This is a genomic window from Roseicyclus sediminis (genome assembly GCF_025515305.1).
Classification (GTDB): Bacteria; Pseudomonadota; Alphaproteobacteria; order Rhodobacterales; family Rhodobacteraceae; genus Roseibacterium; species Roseibacterium sediminis.
The window spans coordinates 58,919-76,230 of record NZ_JAOPHT010000003.1 but is presented as its reverse complement, the minus strand read 5'-3'; the positions used below and the strand labels follow the sequence as shown (position 1 = coordinate 76,230).

Annotated in this window: 17 protein-coding genes; 7 read left to right on the top strand and 10 right to left on the bottom strand. The window is 66.9% G+C overall.

Annotation, left to right across the window (positions count from 1 at the left end):
- Positions 1 to 290 precede the first annotated feature (290 nt).
- From N8I71_RS05240 to N8I71_RS05225, 4 genes are all read left to right on the top strand, one after another.
- Entirely contained in the window at positions 291 to 1,445 is a 1,155-nt protein-coding gene (locus N8I71_RS05240) for a phosphoserine transaminase (RefSeq protein ID WP_262876890.1), read from the top strand.
- A gap of 135 nt (positions 1,446 to 1,580) precedes the next feature.
- On the top strand, positions 1,581 to 3,176 hold the full coding sequence (serA, locus tag N8I71_RS05235; RefSeq protein WP_262876889.1) for a phosphoglycerate dehydrogenase: 1,596 nt from the start codon (positions 1,581 to 1,583) through the stop codon (positions 3,174 to 3,176).
- An 86-nt stretch (positions 3,177 to 3,262) separates the two neighbouring features.
- Positions 3,263 to 4,444, top strand: a complete 1,182-nt coding sequence (locus N8I71_RS05230) for an acetyl-CoA C-acyltransferase family protein (protein ID WP_262876888.1) — start codon at positions 3,263 to 3,265, stop codon at positions 4,442 to 4,444.
- 71 nt (positions 4,445 to 4,515) lie between these two features.
- Positions 4,516 to 6,657: an ATP-binding protein gene (locus tag N8I71_RS05225; protein WP_262876887.1), complete on the top strand. Its 2,142-nt coding sequence runs from the start codon at positions 4,516 to 4,518 to the stop codon at positions 6,655 to 6,657.
- 7 nt (positions 6,658 to 6,664) lie between these two features.
- On the opposite strand, the gene N8I71_RS05220 is transcribed toward N8I71_RS05225, so the two are convergent.
- Positions 6,665 to 7,681: an asparaginase gene (locus tag N8I71_RS05220; protein WP_262876886.1), complete on the bottom strand. Its 1,017-nt coding sequence runs from the start codon at positions 7,679 to 7,681 to the stop codon at positions 6,665 to 6,667.
- 180 nt (positions 7,682 to 7,861) lie between these two features.
- Here N8I71_RS05220 and N8I71_RS05215 point away from each other — a divergent pair, with 180 nt between their 5' ends.
- Together N8I71_RS05215 and rlmN are read left to right on the top strand one after the other, a co-directional pair.
- Positions 7,862 to 8,422: an invasion associated locus B family protein gene (locus tag N8I71_RS05215; RefSeq protein ID WP_262876885.1), complete on the top strand. Its 561-nt coding sequence runs from the start codon at positions 7,862 to 7,864 to the stop codon at positions 8,420 to 8,422.
- Positions 8,423 to 8,483: 61 nt separating this feature from the next.
- A complete protein-coding gene (gene rlmN / locus N8I71_RS05210) occupies positions 8,484 to 9,686 on the top strand; it encodes a 23S rRNA (adenine(2503)-C(2))-methyltransferase RlmN (protein ID WP_262876884.1) in 1,203 nt (400 codons plus the stop codon).
- Between the two features lie 108 nt (positions 9,687 to 9,794).
- On the opposite strand, the gene N8I71_RS05205 is transcribed toward rlmN, so the two are convergent.
- The 6 genes from N8I71_RS05205 to mtgA all read right to left on the bottom strand — a co-directional run bounded on the left by N8I71_RS05205 (position 9,795) and on the right by mtgA (position 14,267).
- Positions 9,795 to 9,977 carry a hypothetical protein gene (locus N8I71_RS05205; RefSeq protein ID WP_262876883.1) on the bottom strand — a complete coding sequence of 61 codons (183 nt, stop codon included), beginning with the start codon at positions 9,975 to 9,977 and terminating at the stop codon, positions 9,795 to 9,797.
- Between the two features lie 369 nt (positions 9,978 to 10,346).
- The gene (locus N8I71_RS05200) at positions 10,347 to 10,838 is read right to left on the bottom strand and encodes a L,D-transpeptidase family protein (RefSeq protein ID WP_262876882.1); all 492 of its coding nucleotides are present in this window, start codon (positions 10,836 to 10,838) and stop codon (positions 10,347 to 10,349) included.
- Between the two features lie 70 nt (positions 10,839 to 10,908).
- A complete protein-coding gene (locus N8I71_RS05195) occupies positions 10,909 to 11,775 on the bottom strand; it encodes an SDR family oxidoreductase (protein WP_262876881.1) in 867 nt (288 codons plus the stop codon).
- The gene (gene queG / locus N8I71_RS05190; protein WP_262876880.1) at positions 11,772 to 12,821 is read right to left on the bottom strand and encodes a tRNA epoxyqueuosine(34) reductase QueG; all 1,050 of its coding nucleotides are present in this window, start codon (positions 12,819 to 12,821) and stop codon (positions 11,772 to 11,774) included. The genes N8I71_RS05195 and queG overlap by 4 nt, the downstream gene beginning before the upstream one ends.
- Positions 12,818 to 13,483, bottom strand: coding sequence for an FtsZ-binding protein FzlA (fzlA, locus tag N8I71_RS05185; protein WP_262876879.1), 666 nt, complete (start codon positions 13,481 to 13,483; stop codon positions 12,818 to 12,820). The genes queG and fzlA overlap by 4 nt, the downstream gene beginning before the upstream one ends.
- A 58-nt stretch (positions 13,484 to 13,541) precedes the next feature.
- A complete protein-coding gene (gene mtgA / locus N8I71_RS05180) occupies positions 13,542 to 14,267 on the bottom strand; it encodes a monofunctional biosynthetic peptidoglycan transglycosylase (RefSeq protein WP_262876878.1) in 726 nt (241 codons plus the stop codon).
- A 131-nt stretch (positions 14,268 to 14,398) separates the two neighbouring features.
- Between mtgA and N8I71_RS05175 the strand changes: the two genes are divergently transcribed.
- Entirely contained in the window at positions 14,399 to 14,872 is a 474-nt protein-coding gene (locus tag N8I71_RS05175; protein ID WP_262876877.1) for a GNAT family N-acetyltransferase, read from the top strand.
- A gap of 15 nt (positions 14,873 to 14,887) precedes the next feature.
- Here the strand turns inward: N8I71_RS05175 and N8I71_RS05170 are convergent, their stop codons facing one another.
- From N8I71_RS05170 to paaI, 3 genes are read right to left on the bottom strand one after another with little or no spacing between them, the layout of a single operon-like run.
- Positions 14,888 to 15,472 carry a TetR/AcrR family transcriptional regulator gene (locus tag N8I71_RS05170; protein ID WP_262876876.1) on the bottom strand — a complete coding sequence of 195 codons (585 nt, stop codon included), beginning with the start codon at positions 15,470 to 15,472 and terminating at the stop codon, positions 14,888 to 14,890.
- Between the two features lie 5 nt (positions 15,473 to 15,477).
- A complete protein-coding gene (paaK, locus tag N8I71_RS05165) occupies positions 15,478 to 16,788 on the bottom strand; it encodes a phenylacetate--CoA ligase PaaK (protein WP_262876875.1) in 1,311 nt (436 codons plus the stop codon).
- Positions 16,788 to 17,225: a hydroxyphenylacetyl-CoA thioesterase PaaI gene (gene paaI / locus N8I71_RS05160; protein WP_262876874.1), complete on the bottom strand. Its 438-nt coding sequence runs from the start codon at positions 17,223 to 17,225 to the stop codon at positions 16,788 to 16,790. The genes paaK and paaI overlap by 1 nt, the downstream gene beginning before the upstream one ends.
- Between the last annotated feature and the right edge of the window lie 87 nt (positions 17,226 to 17,312).

Below are 17,312 nucleotides of genomic sequence, written 5' to 3'. Positions count from 1 at the left end.
GGCGCTTCCTGTGCGGCACCGGGGGGATTCAAGGAAACCACAAGTCAATAGAAACAATGAATTAGAGGTAAGCTCCCACTTTCGCAGGGTAACTCAGGGGCTTTTTCCTTCTGCCGGGCGTGCCGCAGACGCCCGCCTGTTTCCGATGATGAACGAAGGTTCGGCGCACCGGACCGATTGCGACGCTTTGTGCGTCTTTTGCGGCTTGCCGGGGTCATCGGGCGGCTGTATCTGCGGCGGTGGGACACCCCTCCCCAACGAGGGGCGCATATCTGAGAGGGTATCCAGAGATGGCACTCAACCAACCGGCAACGCGGCCGGAAAACCCGCGTTTTTCTTCCGGCCCCTGCGCCAAACCCCCCATTTTCTCGCTCGACAAGCTGTCCGGTGCAGCGCTCGGCCGGTCGCACAGGGCTGCGGTCGGCAAGGCCAAGCTCAAGGCTGCGATCGAGACGACGCGCGAGATCCTCGGCGTTCCCGCCGACTACCGGATCGGCATCGTTCCCGCCTCCGACACGGGCGCGGTCGAGATGGCGATGTGGTCGATGCTGGGCGCGCGGCCCGTCACGATGCTCGCCTGGGAAAGCTTCGGGGCGGGCTGGGTCACGGACGCGGTCAAGCAGCTGAAGCTCGACGCGACGGTGACGACGGCCGAGTACGGTGAGATCGTCGATCTCTCCACTGTCGATTTCGACACCGACGTCGTCTTTACCTGGAACGGCACGACGAGCGGCGTGCGGGTGCCCAACGGCGACGCCATCCCCTCCGATCGCGCGGGCCTGACGATCTGTGACGCGACCTCGGCCGCCTTCGCGCAGGACCTGCCTTGGGACAAGCTCGATGTCACCACCTTCTCCTGGCAGAAGGTGATGGGCGGCGAGGCCGCGCATGGCATGCTGATCCTGTCCCCGCGCGCCGTGGAACGGCTGGAAAGCTACACGCCACCCTGGCCGATGCCGAAGATCTTCCGCATGACCAAGGGCGGCAAGCTGATCGAGGGCATCTTCGTCGGCGAGACGATCAACACCCCCTCCATGCTGGCGGTCGAGGATTACCTCCTGGCGCTCGATTGGGGGCAGGCGATCGGCGGGTTGCCCGCGCTGATGGAGCGGGCGAACCGCAACGCGCAGGCGATCTTCGATTTCTGCGATGCGCGGGACTGGATCGACAACCTCGCGGTGGACCCTGCGACGCGGTCGAACACCTCCGTCTGCCTGAAGTTCACCGATCCCCGGATCGCGGACGGCGTGGCCTTCGCCAAGGCGGTGGCCAAGCGGCTGGAGGCCGAGGGCGTCGCGCTCGACATCGGGGCCTACCGCGATGCGCCTCCGGGCCTCCGGATCTGGTGCGGCGCAACGGTCGAGACCTCGGACATCGAGGCGATGTTGCCGTGGCTCGACTGGGCGTTCCAGACCGAGATCGAGGCTCAGGCCGAGGCCGCGTGAACGACGGGTGGGCAGCATTGCCCACCCCACGCACGCGACCCGGCAAGATGGGCGATGTCGCCCGCCCCCCGACACCCAACAAGTGGCCCGCGCATATCCCGCGCAGGCCCCCGCCACCCGCAAAGGACAAGCCCCATGGCCCCCAAGGTTCTGATTTCTGACAAGCTCAGCGACGCCGCCGTGCAGATCTTCAAGGATCGCGGTATCGACGTGACCTTCGACCCCTCCATCGGCAAGGACAAGGACAAGCTCCTGTCGGTGATCGGCGAATATGACGGCCTCGCCATCCGTTCCGCGACCAAGGTGACCGAGAAGGTCATCGCCGCGGCCACCAATCTCAAGGTGATCGGCCGCGCCGGCATCGGGGTCGACAATGTCGATATCCCGCAGGCGTCGAAGAAGGGCATCATCGTGATGAACACGCCCTTCGGGAACTCCATCACGACGGCCGAGCATGCCATTGCCATGATGTTCGCCGTCGCCCGCCAGATCCCCGAGGCCAATGCCTCGACCCATGCCGGCAAGTGGGAGAAGTCCCGCTTCATGGGCGTGGAACTGACCGGCAAGACGCTGGGCGTGATCGGCGCGGGCAACATCGGCTCCATCGTCGTGTCCCGCGCGCTGGGCCTGCGGATGAAGGTGCTCGCCTATGACCCGTTCCTGAGCGAGGAGCGCGCGCGCGAGATCGGCGCGACGAAGGTGGAGCTCGATGAGTTGCTGGCGAAGGCCGACTTCATCACGCTGCACGTGCCCTTCACCGAGAAGACCGCGAACATCCTCTCGGCCGAGAACCTTGCGAAGACCAAGAAGGGTGTGCGGATCATCAACTGCGCGCGTGGCGGTCTGGTGGACGAGGCGGCGCTGGCCGAGCTGATCAAATCGGGTCATGTGGCGGGGGCGGCCTTCGACGTGTTCCAGGAGGAGCCGGCCACGGAAAACCCGCTGTTCAATCTGCCCAACGTCGTGGTGACCCCGCATCTCGGCGCCTCCACCACCGAGGCGCAGGAGAACGTCGCCCTGCAGGTGGCCGAGCAGATGGCCGACTACCTTCTGACCGGTGCGGTCTCGAACGCGCTCAACATGCCTTCCGTGACGGCCGAAGAGGCGCGGATCATGGGCCCCTGGCTGAAGCTTGCGGGGCACCTCGGCGCCTTCGTTGGCCAGCTGACCGAGGAGGCGATCGAGGAGATCGAGGTCGTCTACAACGGCGTCGTGGCGGGAATGAACCTGAACGCGCTGAACTGCGCCGCCATCGCGGGCGTGATGAAGGCATCGAACCCCGACGTGAACATGGTCTCGGCCCCGGTCATCGCGCGGGAGCGAGGGATCGAATTGTCGACCACGACGCAGGACAAGACCGGCGTCTTCGACGGCTACATCCGGCTTGTGGTGAAGACGGAGGCGCGGACGCGCTCGATCGCGGGGACGGTGTTCTCGGACGGCAAGCCGCGCTTCATCCAGATCAAGGGCATCAACATCGATGCCGAGATCGGGGAGCACATGCTTTATACCACCAACAAGGACGTGCCGGGCATCATCGGGACGCTGGGCCAGACGATGGGCGAGAATGGCGTGAACATCGCCAACTTCACCCTCGGCCGGTCGGCGCGGGACGGGGAGGCCATCGCGCTTCTCTATCTCGACGAACCGCCGCCGGTGCATGTGCTGGACAAGCTGAAGGCCACGGGCCTCTTCCAGCAGGTGCGCACGCTGCAGTTCGAGGCGGCCTGACACAGGCGCGGCTACGCTAGGTCGCACTGGACGCGTCGCTGCCGACAAGGCTCTACTGACCCCACAGACTCGGGAAGGGAGAGCCCATGGAAGACATCGTTATCCTGTCCGGCGCACGCACGGCCATCGGAACCTTCGGCGGGTCGCTTGCGGGCGTCCCGCCGACCACGCTCGGCGCAACGGCTGCGAAGGCGGCCCTGGAAAGGGCGGGTGTCGAGGGCGGGCAGATCGGCCACGTCGCCTATGGCCATGTCATCAACACCGAGCCGCGCGACATGTACCTGTCGCGCATTTCGGCGATGGAGGCAGGCATCCCCGACACGACGCCCGCGATGAACGTGAACCGCCTTTGCGGGTCCGGCGCGCAGGCCATCGTATCGATGATCCAGTCGCTCGCCATGGGGGACGCGGACTTCGCCCTCGCCGGCGGCGCCGAGAGCATGAGCCGCGGGCCCCATATCCTGACCGAGGCCCGCTGGGGCCAGAAGATGGGCGATGTGCGTGCGCTCGACATGATGATCGGTGCGCTGCACTGTCCCTTCGGCACGGGCCACATGGGCGTCACGGCCGAGAACGTCGCGGACGAGCATCAGGTCTCGCGCGCCGACCAGGACGCTTTCGCGCTGGAAAGCCAGGAGCGCGCGGCGCGGGCGATCGCGGAAGGGCGCTTCAAGGAACAGATCGTGCCGGTCGAAGTGAAGGTGAAGCGCGACATGGTCGCCTTCGACACCGACGAACATCCCAAGGCCACGAGCGCCGAGGCTCTGGGCGCGTTGAAGACGGTGTTCAAGAAGGACGGCACCGTGACCGCCGGGAACGCGAGCGGCATCAACGACGGCGCGGCGGCTCTGGTCCTTGCGAGGGCGGACGCGGCGGAGAAGGCGGGCCTGACGCCGCGCGCGCGGGTCATCGGCTATGCCCATGCGGGCGTGCGGCCCGAGGTCATGGGAATCGGCCCGGTTCCGGCGGTGCAGAACCTTCTGGCGCGCACCGGACTCCAGATCGGCGATTTCGACGTGATCGAATCGAACGAGGCCTTCGCGGCGCAGGCGCTGGCGGTGAACAAGGGCCTCGGCCTCGATCCGGCAAAGGTGAACCCCAACGGCGGCGCGATCGCACTGGGCCATCCGGTGGGCGCGACGGGTGCGCTCATCACGGTCAAGGCGCTCTACGAACTGGAACGGATCGGCGGCAAGCGCGCGCTCATCACCATGTGCATCGGCGGCGGCCAGGGTATCGCCCTCGCCATCGAACGCGTGGCCTCTTAACCGGGCCTTCATCCCGCGCGGCGTAGTTTCCCGGCGACTGAGGTCGGAAGCACGCGGCGCGGGTTATGACATTGAGCGGTTTGGACGAGCGGCTGGCGCGGGAACGCCGCGCCCGCCTGCAGGCCGAGCGTTTGCTCGCGCTGCGCTCGGAGGAGCTGTATTCCGCCAACCGCAAGCTGGCCGAACATGCGCATGCGCTGTCGTACCAGGTGATCGAACAGCGCGAGGAAAACGCCGCGCTCAAGGGGCGGACGACACAGGTCGCCGCGGAGCTGGAGGTTGCGACGGGCCGCGCCGATCTCGCCGAACGGCGGCTGTGGGACGCGCTGACCGCCGTGGAGGACGGCTTTGCCATCTTCGACCGCGACTGTCGCCTCGTTGCCGCGAATCCCGCCTTCCTTGGACCTTTCGACGGCATCGCCGACGTCGCGCCGGGTGCCAGCTACGATGCGATCCTGCGCATCTCGGTCGACGAGGGGATCATCGACCTCGAAGGCGCCCATCCCGACGACTGGATCGAACGGATGTTGACGAGGTGGGAGCGCGCCAACATCCCGCGCGTGGACATCCGCCTCTGGAACGGGGCTTTCGTGCGCCTGATCGACAAACGCACACCGCAGGGCGATACGGTCTGCCTCGGGCTCGACATCACCACCACGATCCGGAGGGAGCGCGACCTGAAGACCGCGCGTGATGCCGCGCTGGCCGCCAGCCGCGCGAAATCTGCCTTCCTTGCCAACATGAGCCACGAAATCCGCACGCCGATGAACGGTGTCGTGTCCATGGCCGAGATGCTGGGCGAGACGGAGCTCGACGCCGACCAGAAGCTCTACGCCGAAACGATCCGCCATTCGGGCGAGGCGCTGCTGGTCATCATCAACGACATTCTCGACTACTCGAAGATCGAGGCGGGGAAGCTCGCGCTTCACATGGGGGAATTCGACCTTCTGGAGGTCATCCTGGAGGTTTTCGGCCTTCTTCGCCCCGGGGTCGAGGGGCGCGATATCGCGCTGCTTCTGGATCTCGACCTGCAAGGCCCCGACCGGCTGATCGGGGATTGCGGGCGGGTGCGGCAGGTTCTCTTCAACCTGGTCGGAAATGCCGTGAAGTTCACCGAGACGGGCCACGTGCGCGTCATCGTTCGCGGCACCTCGCCGCCGGATGGCGGGCCGGAGTTGCAGCTGACCATCGCGGTCGAGGATACCGGCATCGGCATCGCTCCCGAGATGCAGGCCCACATCTTCGGCGAATTCAACCAGGTCGAGGACCAGGCAAACCGAAGCCACGACGGAACCGGCCTCGGCCTCGCGATCACGCGGAGGCTCGTCGCGATGATGGCCGGCGAGATCGACCTCGTCTCTGAGCCCGGGAAGGGGTCGACCTTCACCTGCCGTCTCGCCCTGCGCCGGGCCACGGTGCCTGTCGGGGCTGACGATCCGATCCGTCTTGCCGGCGATGCCCGCCGCGTGCGGCTGATCGGGCCGACCTTCTCGGACCGGGCCAGCGGGCTGATGCGGATGCTGGCCGTCCTCGGGGCCTCTGTGCGGGCGGAACCGGCACCGGGAACGATCGGGGCCGGTGAGACCGTGATCCTCATCGCGGAGGCCGCGCAGGCCGCCGCCTGGGCCAGCGCGCTGCGTGACGCGGGTTTCGCGGGTCCCGTCCTGCATCTCTGCGAGAGACCCGAGGAAGGCGTCCCGGGCCTCGAGCCGCTGATCCTGCCCTCCGGCGCGCCAGAGCTTGCCTTGCGGCTGGCCGACGCGGTGAAGGCCGCGGGGCCCGCCGGGTCAACGGAGGGGCCGTGGTGCCGCGAGGGTGGACGCCTGTCGGTGCTCGCGGCCGAGGACAACCGCACCAATCGCCTCGTCTTTCGCACGATGCTCAAGACGCTCGATCTCGACCTGACCCTCGTCGAGAACGGCGCCGAACTGGTCGAGGCCTACAGGAGCCTGCGTCCCGACATGGTCTTCACCGACATTTCCATGCCCGTCATGGACGGGATGGAGGCCGTTGCCCTGATCCGCGCCCACGAGGCGGAAGAGGGTCTCGCGCGCGTGCCCATCGTCGCCATGACCGCCCACGCCCTTGAGGGCGACCGGGAGCGGATCCTGGCCGCCGGCATGGACGACTACATGACCAAACCCCTGAAGAAGCCCGCCCTCCTGGCGCGGATCGCGGATCTTGCGCCGGAGGGACGGAACCCGGTCTCCTGACCGAAGCTCAGAGGCGCAGCGCGGCGAGGGGCGTGGCGATGTCGTAGTGTCCCGTAACCGTCTCGCGGCAATTGCGGATCGGGCCGAACATGACGGCGCGAGCCTCGGGATGGTCCGGGTCCAGCACGCCGGCCGCAACGAGCAGTTGCGCGACCGCCGCCTCCGACCCGCGCGAGGCGCCGTCGTCCACCTTGAGCGCGATGCCGAGCCGCTTTTCCGGGACGATCGCGGCATAGACGCCCTCGGCGCCGCCCTTGATCGCGGCGCGCCCGCCCGCCGCCCGCATCAGGCGGGTGCAGGGCCGGCGTTCGCCCGACACGTATTCGGGATGCGCAACCATGGCTTCGACGAGCCGGGCCATGGACCGCCCGCGAACCCCGCCCATCTCGCCCGCCACGGCGTATTGGGACAAGGCGCGAGCCAGGCCCTGAAGCGACATGGCGAAGTTCGGCGCCGAACATCCGTCGATCGCGTAGTCGGAGATCTCCTCTCCGGTCAGATCGGCAAGCGCGGCCTTGACCGCGCGCTGCACGGGATGGTCGAGCTCGAGATATTCCGGCCCGCCGCCGAGGTGGCGCGACAAGGTGAGAAAGCCCGAATGCTTTCCCGAGCAGTTGTTGTGGCGCTGGTCGGGCTTTCGTCCCTCGCGCACGAGGTCATGGGTCGCCTCCTGGTCATTTGGCCAATGCGCGCCACAACGCAGGTCGGCCTCGGACAGACCGAGATCGGATAGCCACGACGTCACCATGTCGGTGTGGAGCGCCTGGCCCGCGTGCGAGGCGCAGGACAGCGCAAGCTGCGCCGGGGTCAGGCCGGCGGCATCCGCGGCGCCGCTTTCCACCAGCGGCAGCGCCTGGATCATCTTGCACGCGCTGCGCGGCAGGATGCGTTTCGCCGGGTCACCCAGTTGCGCCACGAGGCCCTCTTCGTGGTGCCAGACCGCGACATGGCCGCGGTGAACGCATTCGACCAAAGGCCCCCGGATCACGTGCAACAGCTCTACCGCGTCGTGCTGCATCGGCATGGAAATCTCCTTCTGCGCGTCCTATCAGACCCGCAGATCCCGATCCGGCGATTTTCCGCCATCGGGACTTTCGCTGCGAGTCATGATCCCCTATTCTCCCGGCGATAAACGCCAGCGCGCTCATACTCCTGACCCATCTGCGCGCCGGGCACCAGAGGCAGAGAAGGGCTGGAGGCTCACGTGTTCTACAAGACTTCCATCATCGGCATTCTTGCCGCTGCCTGCCTGACCGCGTCCGCAGGCGCGGTCCTGGCGCAGGACGAAAGCACCAACCGCGTGGCCGCGGACACCGATTGGAGCGTGTTTGTCGAGGACGACCCGACGCAATGCTGGGTCGTGTCGCAGCCGACCGGTTCGGTCAACACGCGCGACGGCAACGAGGTCCAGGTGAACCGCGGGGATATCCTGATGTTCGTCAGCTTCTGGCCGGGCCAGAGCCGGATGGGCGAGGTATCGTTCACTGGCGGCTATCCCTATCCCGACGGTCACGTGGTCACGGTCGAGATCGGCAGCGACACGTTCGAGTTCTACACCGAGAACCGCGACGTCGACGGCGAGCGCGTGGGCTTCGCCTGGTCGGCATCCGCCGAAGAGGACGCGCGGCTGATCGAGGCGATGAAGCGCGGCACCGATGCGGTCGTGACGGGTGTCTCGGCGCGTGGCACCACCACGCGGGACACGATCTCGCTTCTGGGGTTCACGGCTGCGGTCGAGGACGCGCAGGCCCGCTGCGGCGGCTGACGGCGTTTGCCTTGGGGCGCGGGACGCCTTATGTGACGCCGGTCTATCCAGGATCGCCGACATGACCGCTGCACCGACGCCCATTGCCGCCCCGATCACGCAGGACGTGCTTACAATCCCGCGCAAGGCCCCTGTGGGGGACCGGGTCAATCTTGTCGGGCTGACGCGGGACGGCCTGCGCGAGGCCCTGATCGCGGCGGGCACGCCCGAGAAGCAGGCCAAGATGCGCGCCGGCCAGATCTGGCAGTGGATCTACCAGAAGGGCGAGCGCGACTTTGGCGCGATGACGAATCTTGCCAAGTCCTATCGCGCCCAGCTGGACGAAGCCTTCGAGATCGCCGTGCCCGAGGTCGTGTCGAAGCAGGTAAGCCTCGACGGCACCCGCAAGTACCTGATGCGGATCGCGGGCGGCCACGAGGTGGAGGTCGTCTATATCCCCGAAGAGGATCGCGGCACGCTGTGCATTTCCAGCCAGGTGGGATGCACGCTGACCTGTTCGTTCTGCCATACCGGCACGCAGAAGCTGGTGCGGAACCTGACGGCGGGCGAGATCATCGGGCAGGTCATGGTGGCGCGTGACGACCTCGACGAATGGCCGCGCCCCGGCGAGGGGTCGGGCGAGCGTCCGAGGCTTATCTCCAACATCGTGCTGATGGGGATGGGCGAGCCGCTCTACAATTTCGAGAACGTGCGCGACGCGATGAAGATCGCCATGGACGGTGAGGGAATCGCCATTTCGCGCCGGCGCATCACGCTGTCGACGTCCGGTGTCGTGCCGGAGATCGCGCGCTGCGCGACCGAGATCGGCTGCATGCTCGCGGTTTCGTTCCACGGCACGACCGATGAGGTGCGCGACCGCCTGGTGCCGATCAACAAGAAATGGAACATCGCGACGCTGCTCGATGCGCTGCGGGTCTATCCCAAGGCGTCGAACTCCGAGCGCATCACCTTCGAATACGTGATGCTGAAGGGTGTGAACGACAGCGACGAGGATGCCCGGAGACTGGTGAAGCTGATTGCGGGGATCCCTGCGAAGATCAACCTCATCCCGTTCAACGAATGGCCCGGCGCCCCCTATGAACGGTCCGATTGGGCGCGGATCGAACGCTTTGCCGACATCATCTACAAGGCCGGATATGCGTCGCCCATCCGCACGCCGCGGGGCGAGGACATCATGGCCGCCTGCGGTCAGCTGAAGTCCGCCACGGAACGCGAGCGGAAATCGCGCGCCGAGATCACTGCGGAGGCCGGGCTGCGCGGATGAAGTCCGGAAGTTAGCCGGATGCCAGCGCGCCTCGATTTCAGGAATTCAAAAAAGGAAAAGGCGGTCCCCTAAAGGACCGCCTTCCCTTTACCGACTGATCCGTTGGGATCAGTTGTGGTGGATCGCTGCTGCGATCAGGATCAGTGCCAGAACGGGCACGAGGATCCCACCGGCCGAGCTGGACGTGTCTTCGACGATCACGACAGGCTCGATAACCGGTTCCACCATGCCGCCAGCGAAAGCGCCGGTGGCAACGACCGACAGAGCGGCGGCGAGTGCGAGTTTCTTCATAATATCCTCCAAGATACGCCCCGTTTTGTGCATCATGCACAGGTTAGGGCACCCAAGACTGTACCTCGTGAGAATCTTTAAGCAGCAATGCCGATTGATTGCAATGGCGTGGCCCGGTCCCTCGCTGCGGCGGAAGGTGCATGTCGTCAAATTGGCAACACTTGACGACGTTCCCCTTCCCTGCCCCCGGTTTTCGCCTGCTTTCCAAAGGCCTTGCCTCCCGAAAACACCGGCCCAGGCGGATGGAAAACGCCGGAATTCTCCGTATCTCGGCGGACGCGTCCGCAGGGATTCGGGCCCTTTCCGCGGCTGCGGGTCGCCCGCAGTGCAACAACCTGTGCGGGTTCGGGCAACAGTTTCCGCCCCGCCTCAGGGGTGGATCGTGATCGGGGTCCCGTCGCGTACCATCGCGTAGATCTGCCGCATCTCGCGATTGGTGACGGCGATGCACCCGGCCGTCCAGTCATCCGTCCGCCGGAACTCCCGCGGGGTGCCGTGGATGAAGATGTCGCCGCCCGGATCGACCCCGGCCTCCGTCGCGGCCTCGATATGCGGGGCCTGCGGATAGTCGATGCCGAGCGAGAGATAGAACTCGCTGTTCGGGTTTCGCCGGTCGATGAAGAACTCGCCCTCGGGCGTGCGTCCGTCGCCTTCCTGGGTCTTCTGACCCTCGGGGGCGAAACCCAGCTCGATCTCGTAGCTCTCGAGCACTTCGTCGTCGTGCCAGAGAATCATCGTCCTGCTCGACTTGAAGACCTCGATGCGCGTGACCTCGGGGCCGTTGTACTCGATGAACTTCGGCGCGGCGCAGCCCGCCAGAAGCGTCAGCGCCGCAAGCGCCGCGAATGCCAGTGCTCTCATGACCTGCAGCCCCAAAAGGGTTCTTGTTTCTTGGCAGACCCATACACGGTTTTCGGCCGGACTGGCAGCGTCAATCCTCCGCCTCGGCGGAAAGAAGCTGTGCCAGACCCGCGCGGTAGTCGGGATAGCGCAGCTTCACGCCCAGCTCCCGCTTGATCCGGTCGTTCCGCACGCGCTTGCTCTCGGCATAGAAGCTCGCGGCCATCGGCCCGAGATCGGCGGCGTCGAAGGGGATCTCGGGCGGCGGCGGAAGGCCGAGAAGACGGGCGGCATGGGCGATCACGTCCTGCGGCGGCGCGGGGTCGTCATCGCAGATGTTGTAGACGGCGCCGGGGTTCGGCTGCCGGATCGAGGCGAGCAGGACCTGCGCGATATCCTCGACATGGCAGCGGCTGAAGACCTGGCCCGGCTTCACAATGCGCCGCGCGGTTCCGTTGCGGACCTTCTCGAAAGGTCCCCGGCCGGGGCCATAGATTCCCGCGAGGCGAAAGATGTGAACCGGCAGGCCGTGATCGTGGTGAAGCGCCAGCCATTCCGCCTCGGCGGTGACACGTGCGCGGCCTCGGGAGGTCGAGGGCGTCAGAGGCGTCGTCTCGTCGACCCAGCCGCCACCATGGTCTCCGTAGACCCCGGTGGTCGAGAGGTAGCCGACCCAGTCGAGATGTCCGGCCGCCCCCGCGAAGGCGGAACGCAGGCGCGCGAGGACCGGGTCGCGTCCGTCAGAGGGCCCCGCCGTCACGAGGACATGGCTTGCCGTGGCGACATCCTCCGAAAGATCTTCGCCCGGGAAGATCCGCGCGGTCAGACCCTCCTGTTCCAGCGCGGCGGCCTTCTCGGCGTTGCGCGTCGTCACGACGACCTCGCAGGGCATGTCGGCCGGCCATTCGTCCAGCAGGGTCCGGGCGGTATAGCCCATGCCGAAGACAAGAAGCTTCATGGCAGTCTCCCCAAGGCCCAGCGGGCGGCGTCCGATACCGTCGGGTCAGCGTCCCGTGCCAGTGCGTCGGCCACCGGACGCAGGCGCGCGGACCCGGAATTCCCTATGGCATATAGCACGTTACGCACGAATCGGTCGCGTCCTATGCGCTTGATCGGGCTACCGGAGAACCGGGCGCGGAATGCCGTGTCGTCGAGCGTTGCAAGCTCCGCGAGATCGGGCGCGACAAGGTCGTCGCGCGCGGCATAGCGCGCCTCCGAGGCCGCCACGGCGAACTTGTTCCACGGACAGACGGCGAGACAGTCGTCGCAACCGTAGATGCGGTTGCCGAGCATCGGGCGGAGCGCCGTGTCGACGGGCCCATCGTGTTCGATCGTCAGGTGGGAGATGCAGCGTCGCGCATCGAGTTGATAGGGCGCGGGGAAGGCATCGGTCGGACAGATATCGAGGCAGGCGCGGCAACTGCCGCAATGGTCTGCCCCGGGCGCGTCGGGCGGCAGTGCGACGGTCGTGAAGATCGCGCCGAGGAAAACCCAGTTTCCGAGGTCGCGTGACAGCAGGTTCGTGTGCTTGCCCTGCCATCCGAGCCCCGCGGCGGCGGCCAGCGGCTTTTCCATCACCGGAGCGGTGTCCACGAAAACCTTGATCGCGTGTGCGGCGGAGGGATCGTCCCGCCGCGCCTCCTCCAGAAACCAGCGCCCGACCCGCTTCAGCCGTTTCTTGACGAGGTCGTGGTAGTCCCTGTTGCGCGCATAGACCGAGATCGTCCCGACCTCGGGACGTTCCAGATTGGCCAGCGGGTCCTCGTCGGGCGTGTAGGGCTCGGCCAGCATGACGACCGACTTCGCCTCGGGCCAGAGGGCCGCGGGGTTGCCCCGCCAGTTCATGCGCTCGGCCATCCAGCGCATCTGACCGTGCCGCCCCTCGGCCACGAAGCCGGCCAGCCGCGCGGCAGCCTCGGGGATCGCATCGGGCCGGCAGACGCCCATCCCGGCGAAGCCCGACGCGAGGGCCTCGGCGCGCAGCCTCTCCTTCAGGTCGGTCAAAAGTCCAGGTTCGCGTAGTGCGGCGGCTGCGCAAAGCCAGGGATGTGGTCCGACAGGACCGAGCGGAAGGCCGGCCGCGACTTCATCGTGGCGTACCAGTCCTTGACCGCCGCGCTGGACGTCCAGTCGACATCCGAGATGTAGTCGAGACAGCTGATATGCGCGGCGGCAGCGAAATCGGCCATCGTCATCCGGTCGCCCGCCAGCCAGCGGCGATGATCCAGAAGCCATTCCATGTAGCGCAGGTGGAACTTGATCGCCGTGGCGCCGGTCTTGACCGCCTTGCCGTCGGGATAGCCCGCGCGCATGACCTTCTTGTTGACGCGCTCGTAGACGAGGTTGCGCGTCACCTCCTGGTGGAACTTGTCGTCGAACCACGCCACGAGACGACGCACCTCGGCCCGCGCCTTGGGGTCGGCGGGCATCAGGGGCGGTTCGGGTCGCGTTTCCTCGATGTATTCGCAGATGGCGTTCGAATCCGAGAGGGTCAGGCCGTCGATCTTGAGGATCGGCACCTTGCCGGCGGGGTTGCGGCGCAGGAACTCGGTCGAGGGCTCCCAATATTTCTCGTCGACCAGCTCCACGTCGATCTTCTTCTCCGCGAGGACCAGGCGGACCTTGCGGCAGAAGGGGGACAGCGCGAAATGGTAGAGACGGATCATGTCTGCTCGGTGAAATTACCGGTTTTGACAACCTTGATGCCCGCTGGCGGCGGAAAACTCAATTCGCAAAGCAATCGTCCCGTCCATCGGCGCGAATCGTGGCTGCACCGTCCGCGATCGCGGCGGCCCTGCGCGTGACGAAATCGGAGGGCCGGCTGGCCGAGCGATCCTGAGGTGCGGGCAGGACGGCGGCGAGGCGCGCGGCCTGTTCTGGCGTGAGATCGGCGGCGGAAACGCCGAAATGGTGCCGGGCAGCGGCCTCGGCCCCGAAGACGCCTTCATCGAACTCGGCCACGTTCAGGTAGACCTCGAGAATGCGCCGCTTGGACCAGATCCCTTCCATCAGGGGCGTGATCGCGGCCTCGAGCGCCTTTCTGAGCCACGAGCGCCCGTGCCAGAGAAAGGCGTTCTTCACCGTCTGCTGGCTGATCGTGGAGCCACCGCGCGCCGCGCCCGCGTCGATCGCGTCGCGGATCGCCTCCATGTCGAAACCCCAGTGCAGGCAGAAATTGGCATCCTCCGCCGCGACGGCCGCGCGCCGCAGGTGAACCGAGATGTCCTCCATCGGCACCCAGTCGCGCTCGATCCCGCCGAGACGGAACCGCTCGGAGATCATGTAGGCCGTGGTGGGTACGGGCACGACGGCATAGGCGGCGACCCATGCCGTGACGACGACGGCAGCGATCAGGACGGCACGCAAAACCTGACGCCGCAGCGTCCGGACGGCCCGTCCCAGACCGGGCGTCTGCCCGGCCCGCTTGGTCTTGCGCGGTTTTCTCGCCATTCTGCCTCTGGCTTCATGCGGGTCTTCGGCCCTTTCGGCCAGCATACCAAGATGCGGCGCGCAAACAATGCGGCCATGCCGGAGGGTCTTTCGGTCGCTGCCGCTGGCCCCGCGCACCAGGATCGGAACGGATGACGGCCTTTCTTCCCGAACCATACACGATGAGACCCGCGCGCCCCGATGACGCCGCCGCCTGCCTCGCGCTGCGCGGCCTGACGCGCGAGAACGCGATTTCACGGGCGGACCTGGCCGCCCGGGGGATTACGGAGGAAAGCTGGCGCGCCGATATCGGGTCGGGTCGGCTGCCGGGGTATGTCTGCTGCGATGCTGGCGGGATCGTTGGGTACTGCTTCGGCGACCGCGAGACAGGCGAGGTCGTGGTCCTTGCGCTCCTGCCCGGGCACGAGGGCAAAGGTCTTGGAAAGGCGCTCCTCTCACGAGTGGCCGAACACCTGCACGGCCTTGGATTCAGGCGCCTGTTTCTCGAGGCGTCCGCCGATCCCGTGTCAAGGTCGCACGGTTTCTACCGGCACCTGGGATGGCAGCCGACGGGTGAAGCGGCGGGGCATGGCGACGAGGTTCTCGCGCTTTTCTTGGCGCCCTAGGGGCCGGGCACAGGTTCAGAGCCGCTCCATGCCGCCCAGCACAAGGTCGGTCACGAGGTCTGCATAAGTCCCCCGGTCCATGCCGCGCCCCGGCCTGTTCCAGGTGTAGTACCAGTTCAGCATGCCGAAGACGCTCATCGTCACCGCGCGGCGGCGGTCCCCTAGGCCACTGGGTGCTGCTGCCTCCAGCCGCTCGCCCAACCGTTCGACCATTCCGCGCATGAGCTTCAGCAACGGATCACGTCGGTCGGAGGGCAGCGTGTCGAGCGTCTCGAGCTGCACCTTGTGGGCGTCGTCGGCGTCCTCGTATTCCAGCAGGATCGCGCGGATCGTGTCGCGGAGGCGCTCCCTGGCGGTTCCGGTCTGGCCGGCTTTCTCGATGGCGGTGGCGAGGCTTGAGAGATGTTCGTGCAGGAGGTCGAACAGCAGCGCCTCCTTGCTGTCGTAGTAGTGATAGATCAGCGCCTTCGACACGCCGCAGGCCGCCGCGACCGAGGCCATCGACGCGCGGTCGTAGCCATGGGCCGCGAAATGTGCCGCCGCACCCCGGCGGAGCGCGTCGCGCTTCTGTTCGTGATCCCGGGCCAGCCCGCGCGGCATTCGCCTCAGCCCTTCGGCCGGTTGTCGACGATGCGCACGGCCTTGCCCTGGCTGCGCGGCACCCCGCCCGAGCCATGGGCGGCAATTTCGACCGTGACGCCCACGCGTTCCTTGATCCGCCGTTTCAGCGCGTCGCCCGCGTCTTGCAGCGCATCGGAGCCCATCGGCCCCTCGGCGGCCTCGACGTGGACAATCATCGCGTCCATCCGCCCTTCCCGCGTCAGTTCGATCTGGAAATGCGGCCCGAGGCCGGGGGTCGCCATCAATTGCTCCTCGATCTGGGTCGGGAAGACGTTGACGCCGCGCAGGATGATCATGTCGTCGGAGCGGCCCGTCACCTTCTCCATCCGCCGCATGGACCGCGCCGTGCCGGGCAAGAGGCGGGTGAGGTCGCGGGTGCGGTAGCGAATGATCGGGAAGGCCTCCTTGGTGAGTGAGGTGAAGACGAGTTCGCCCATCTCGCCGTCGGGCAGGACCTCGCCGGTCGCGGGGTCGATGACCTCGGGGTAGAAATGATCCTCCCAGATGTGCAGGCCGTCCTTCGTCTCGACGCATTCGTTGGCGACGCCGGGGCCCATGACCTCGCTGAGGCCGTAGATGTCGACCGCGTGCATGTCGAAGGCCTGCTCGATCTCGGACCGCATGGCGTTGGTCCAGGGTTCGGCGCCGAAGATGCCGACGTTCAGCGGGCTTTCGCGGGGGTCGCGGCCCTGCTCCCTGTATTCGTCCAGGATCGACAGCGCGTAGGAGGGCGTGACCATGATCGTCGAGGCGCCGAAATCCTCGATCAGCTGGACCTGCCTCGGCGTCATGCCGCCAGAGACGGGAACCACGGTGCAGCCGAGCTTTTCCGCGCCGTAATGCGCGCCGAGGCCTCCGGTGAAGAGCCCGTAGCCATAGGCGACATGGACCACATCGCCGGGCCGCGTGCCCGCGGCACGCATGGAGCGGGCGACCACACTGGCCCATGTGTCGATGTCGCGCGCGGTGTAGCCGACGACGGTCGGCTTGCCTGTCGTGCCGGAGGACGCGTGCACGCGCGCCACCTTATCGCGCGGAACGGCGAACATGCCGAAAGGATAGTTGTCGCGCAGGTCCTGCTTCACGGTGAAGGGGAACTTCGCGAGGTCGGCGAGGTCGCGCAGGTCGTCGGGATGGACGCCATGGGCCTCGAAGGCGCGGCGGTAATGCGGGACATTGTCGTAGGCGTGCCGCAGCGACCAGCGCAGGCGGTCGAGTTGGAGGGCCGCGATCTCGTCGCGGCTGGCGATCTCGATGGGGTCGAGAGAGGAACGGGGGGGCGTGAGGTCGCGCATCAGGTCTCTTCCTCCTCGTCGAAGTGGGTTCCGCCAATCTGGCGCGAGGCGCCCCGGAACAGCGCCACGATCCGGCCGTCGCCGCCCGTCACGGTCACGTCGGTGATGCCGGAGCGTCCCGTCAGGGACACCTCGCGCGCGTCGGCGGTCAGCGTCTCGCCGCCCTTGCCGGGGCTGAGGTAGCTGATCGTGTTGTGCTGGGCGACGGCAACCCGGTTGTGCGAGTTGCACGCGAAGGCGAAGGCCGAATCGGCCAGAGTGAAGATCACCCCGCCATGGCATATACCGTGGCCGTTCAGGTGATCGTCGCGGACCACGAGCGACAGCCGCGCGTGGCCCGGTCCCACGGTCTCCAGCCGGAGCCCGGTCCATTTCGAGGCGCGGTCATCGGCCCACATCGCCTCGGCCGAGCGGCGCGCGCGTTCCTCAGGTGTCATGGGTCTCCCTTCCCGATCTCCCCGGAGGCAAGCTTGTTGTATAGCCGACCGCACGGTCAAGTCTGTTTGCGTGGCGCGCAGACGGGA

Coding starts and splice junctions, on each gene's coding strand:
- N8I71_RS05240 (WP_262876890.1), top strand. CDS start 291: ATGGCACTCAACCAACCGGCAACGCGGCCGGAAAACCCGCGTTTTTCT.
- serA (WP_262876889.1), top strand. CDS start 1,581: ATGGCCCCCAAGGTTCTGATTTCTGACAAGCTCAGCGACGCCGCCGTG.
- N8I71_RS05230 (WP_262876888.1), top strand. CDS start 3,263: ATGGAAGACATCGTTATCCTGTCCGGCGCACGCACGGCCATCGGAACC.
- N8I71_RS05220 (WP_262876886.1), bottom strand. CDS start 7,681: ATGCCGATGCAGCACGACGCGGTAGAGCTGTTGCACGTGATCCGGGGG.
- rlmN (WP_262876884.1), top strand. CDS start 8,484: ATGACCGCTGCACCGACGCCCATTGCCGCCCCGATCACGCAGGACGTG.
- N8I71_RS05205 (WP_262876883.1), bottom strand. CDS start 9,977: ATGAAGAAACTCGCACTCGCCGCCGCTCTGTCGGTCGTTGCCACCGGC.
- N8I71_RS05200 (WP_262876882.1), bottom strand. CDS start 10,838: ATGAGAGCACTGGCATTCGCGGCGCTTGCGGCGCTGACGCTTCTGGCG.
- N8I71_RS05195 (WP_262876881.1), bottom strand. CDS start 11,775: ATGAAGCTTCTTGTCTTCGGCATGGGCTATACCGCCCGGACCCTGCTG.
- fzlA (WP_262876879.1), bottom strand. CDS start 13,483: ATGATCCGTCTCTACCATTTCGCGCTGTCCCCCTTCTGCCGCAAGGTC.
- mtgA (WP_262876878.1), bottom strand. CDS start 14,267: ATGGCGAGAAAACCGCGCAAGACCAAGCGGGCCGGGCAGACGCCCGGT.
- N8I71_RS05175 (WP_262876877.1), top strand. CDS start 14,399: ATGACGGCCTTTCTTCCCGAACCATACACGATGAGACCCGCGCGCCCC.
- N8I71_RS05170 (WP_262876876.1), bottom strand. CDS start 15,472: ATGCCGCGCGGGCTGGCCCGGGATCACGAACAGAAGCGCGACGCGCTC.
- paaK (WP_262876875.1), bottom strand. CDS start 16,788: ATGCGCGACCTCACGCCCCCCCGTTCCTCTCTCGACCCCATCGAGATC.
- paaI (WP_262876874.1), bottom strand. CDS start 17,225: ATGACACCTGAGGAACGCGCGCGCCGCTCGGCCGAGGCGATGTGGGCC.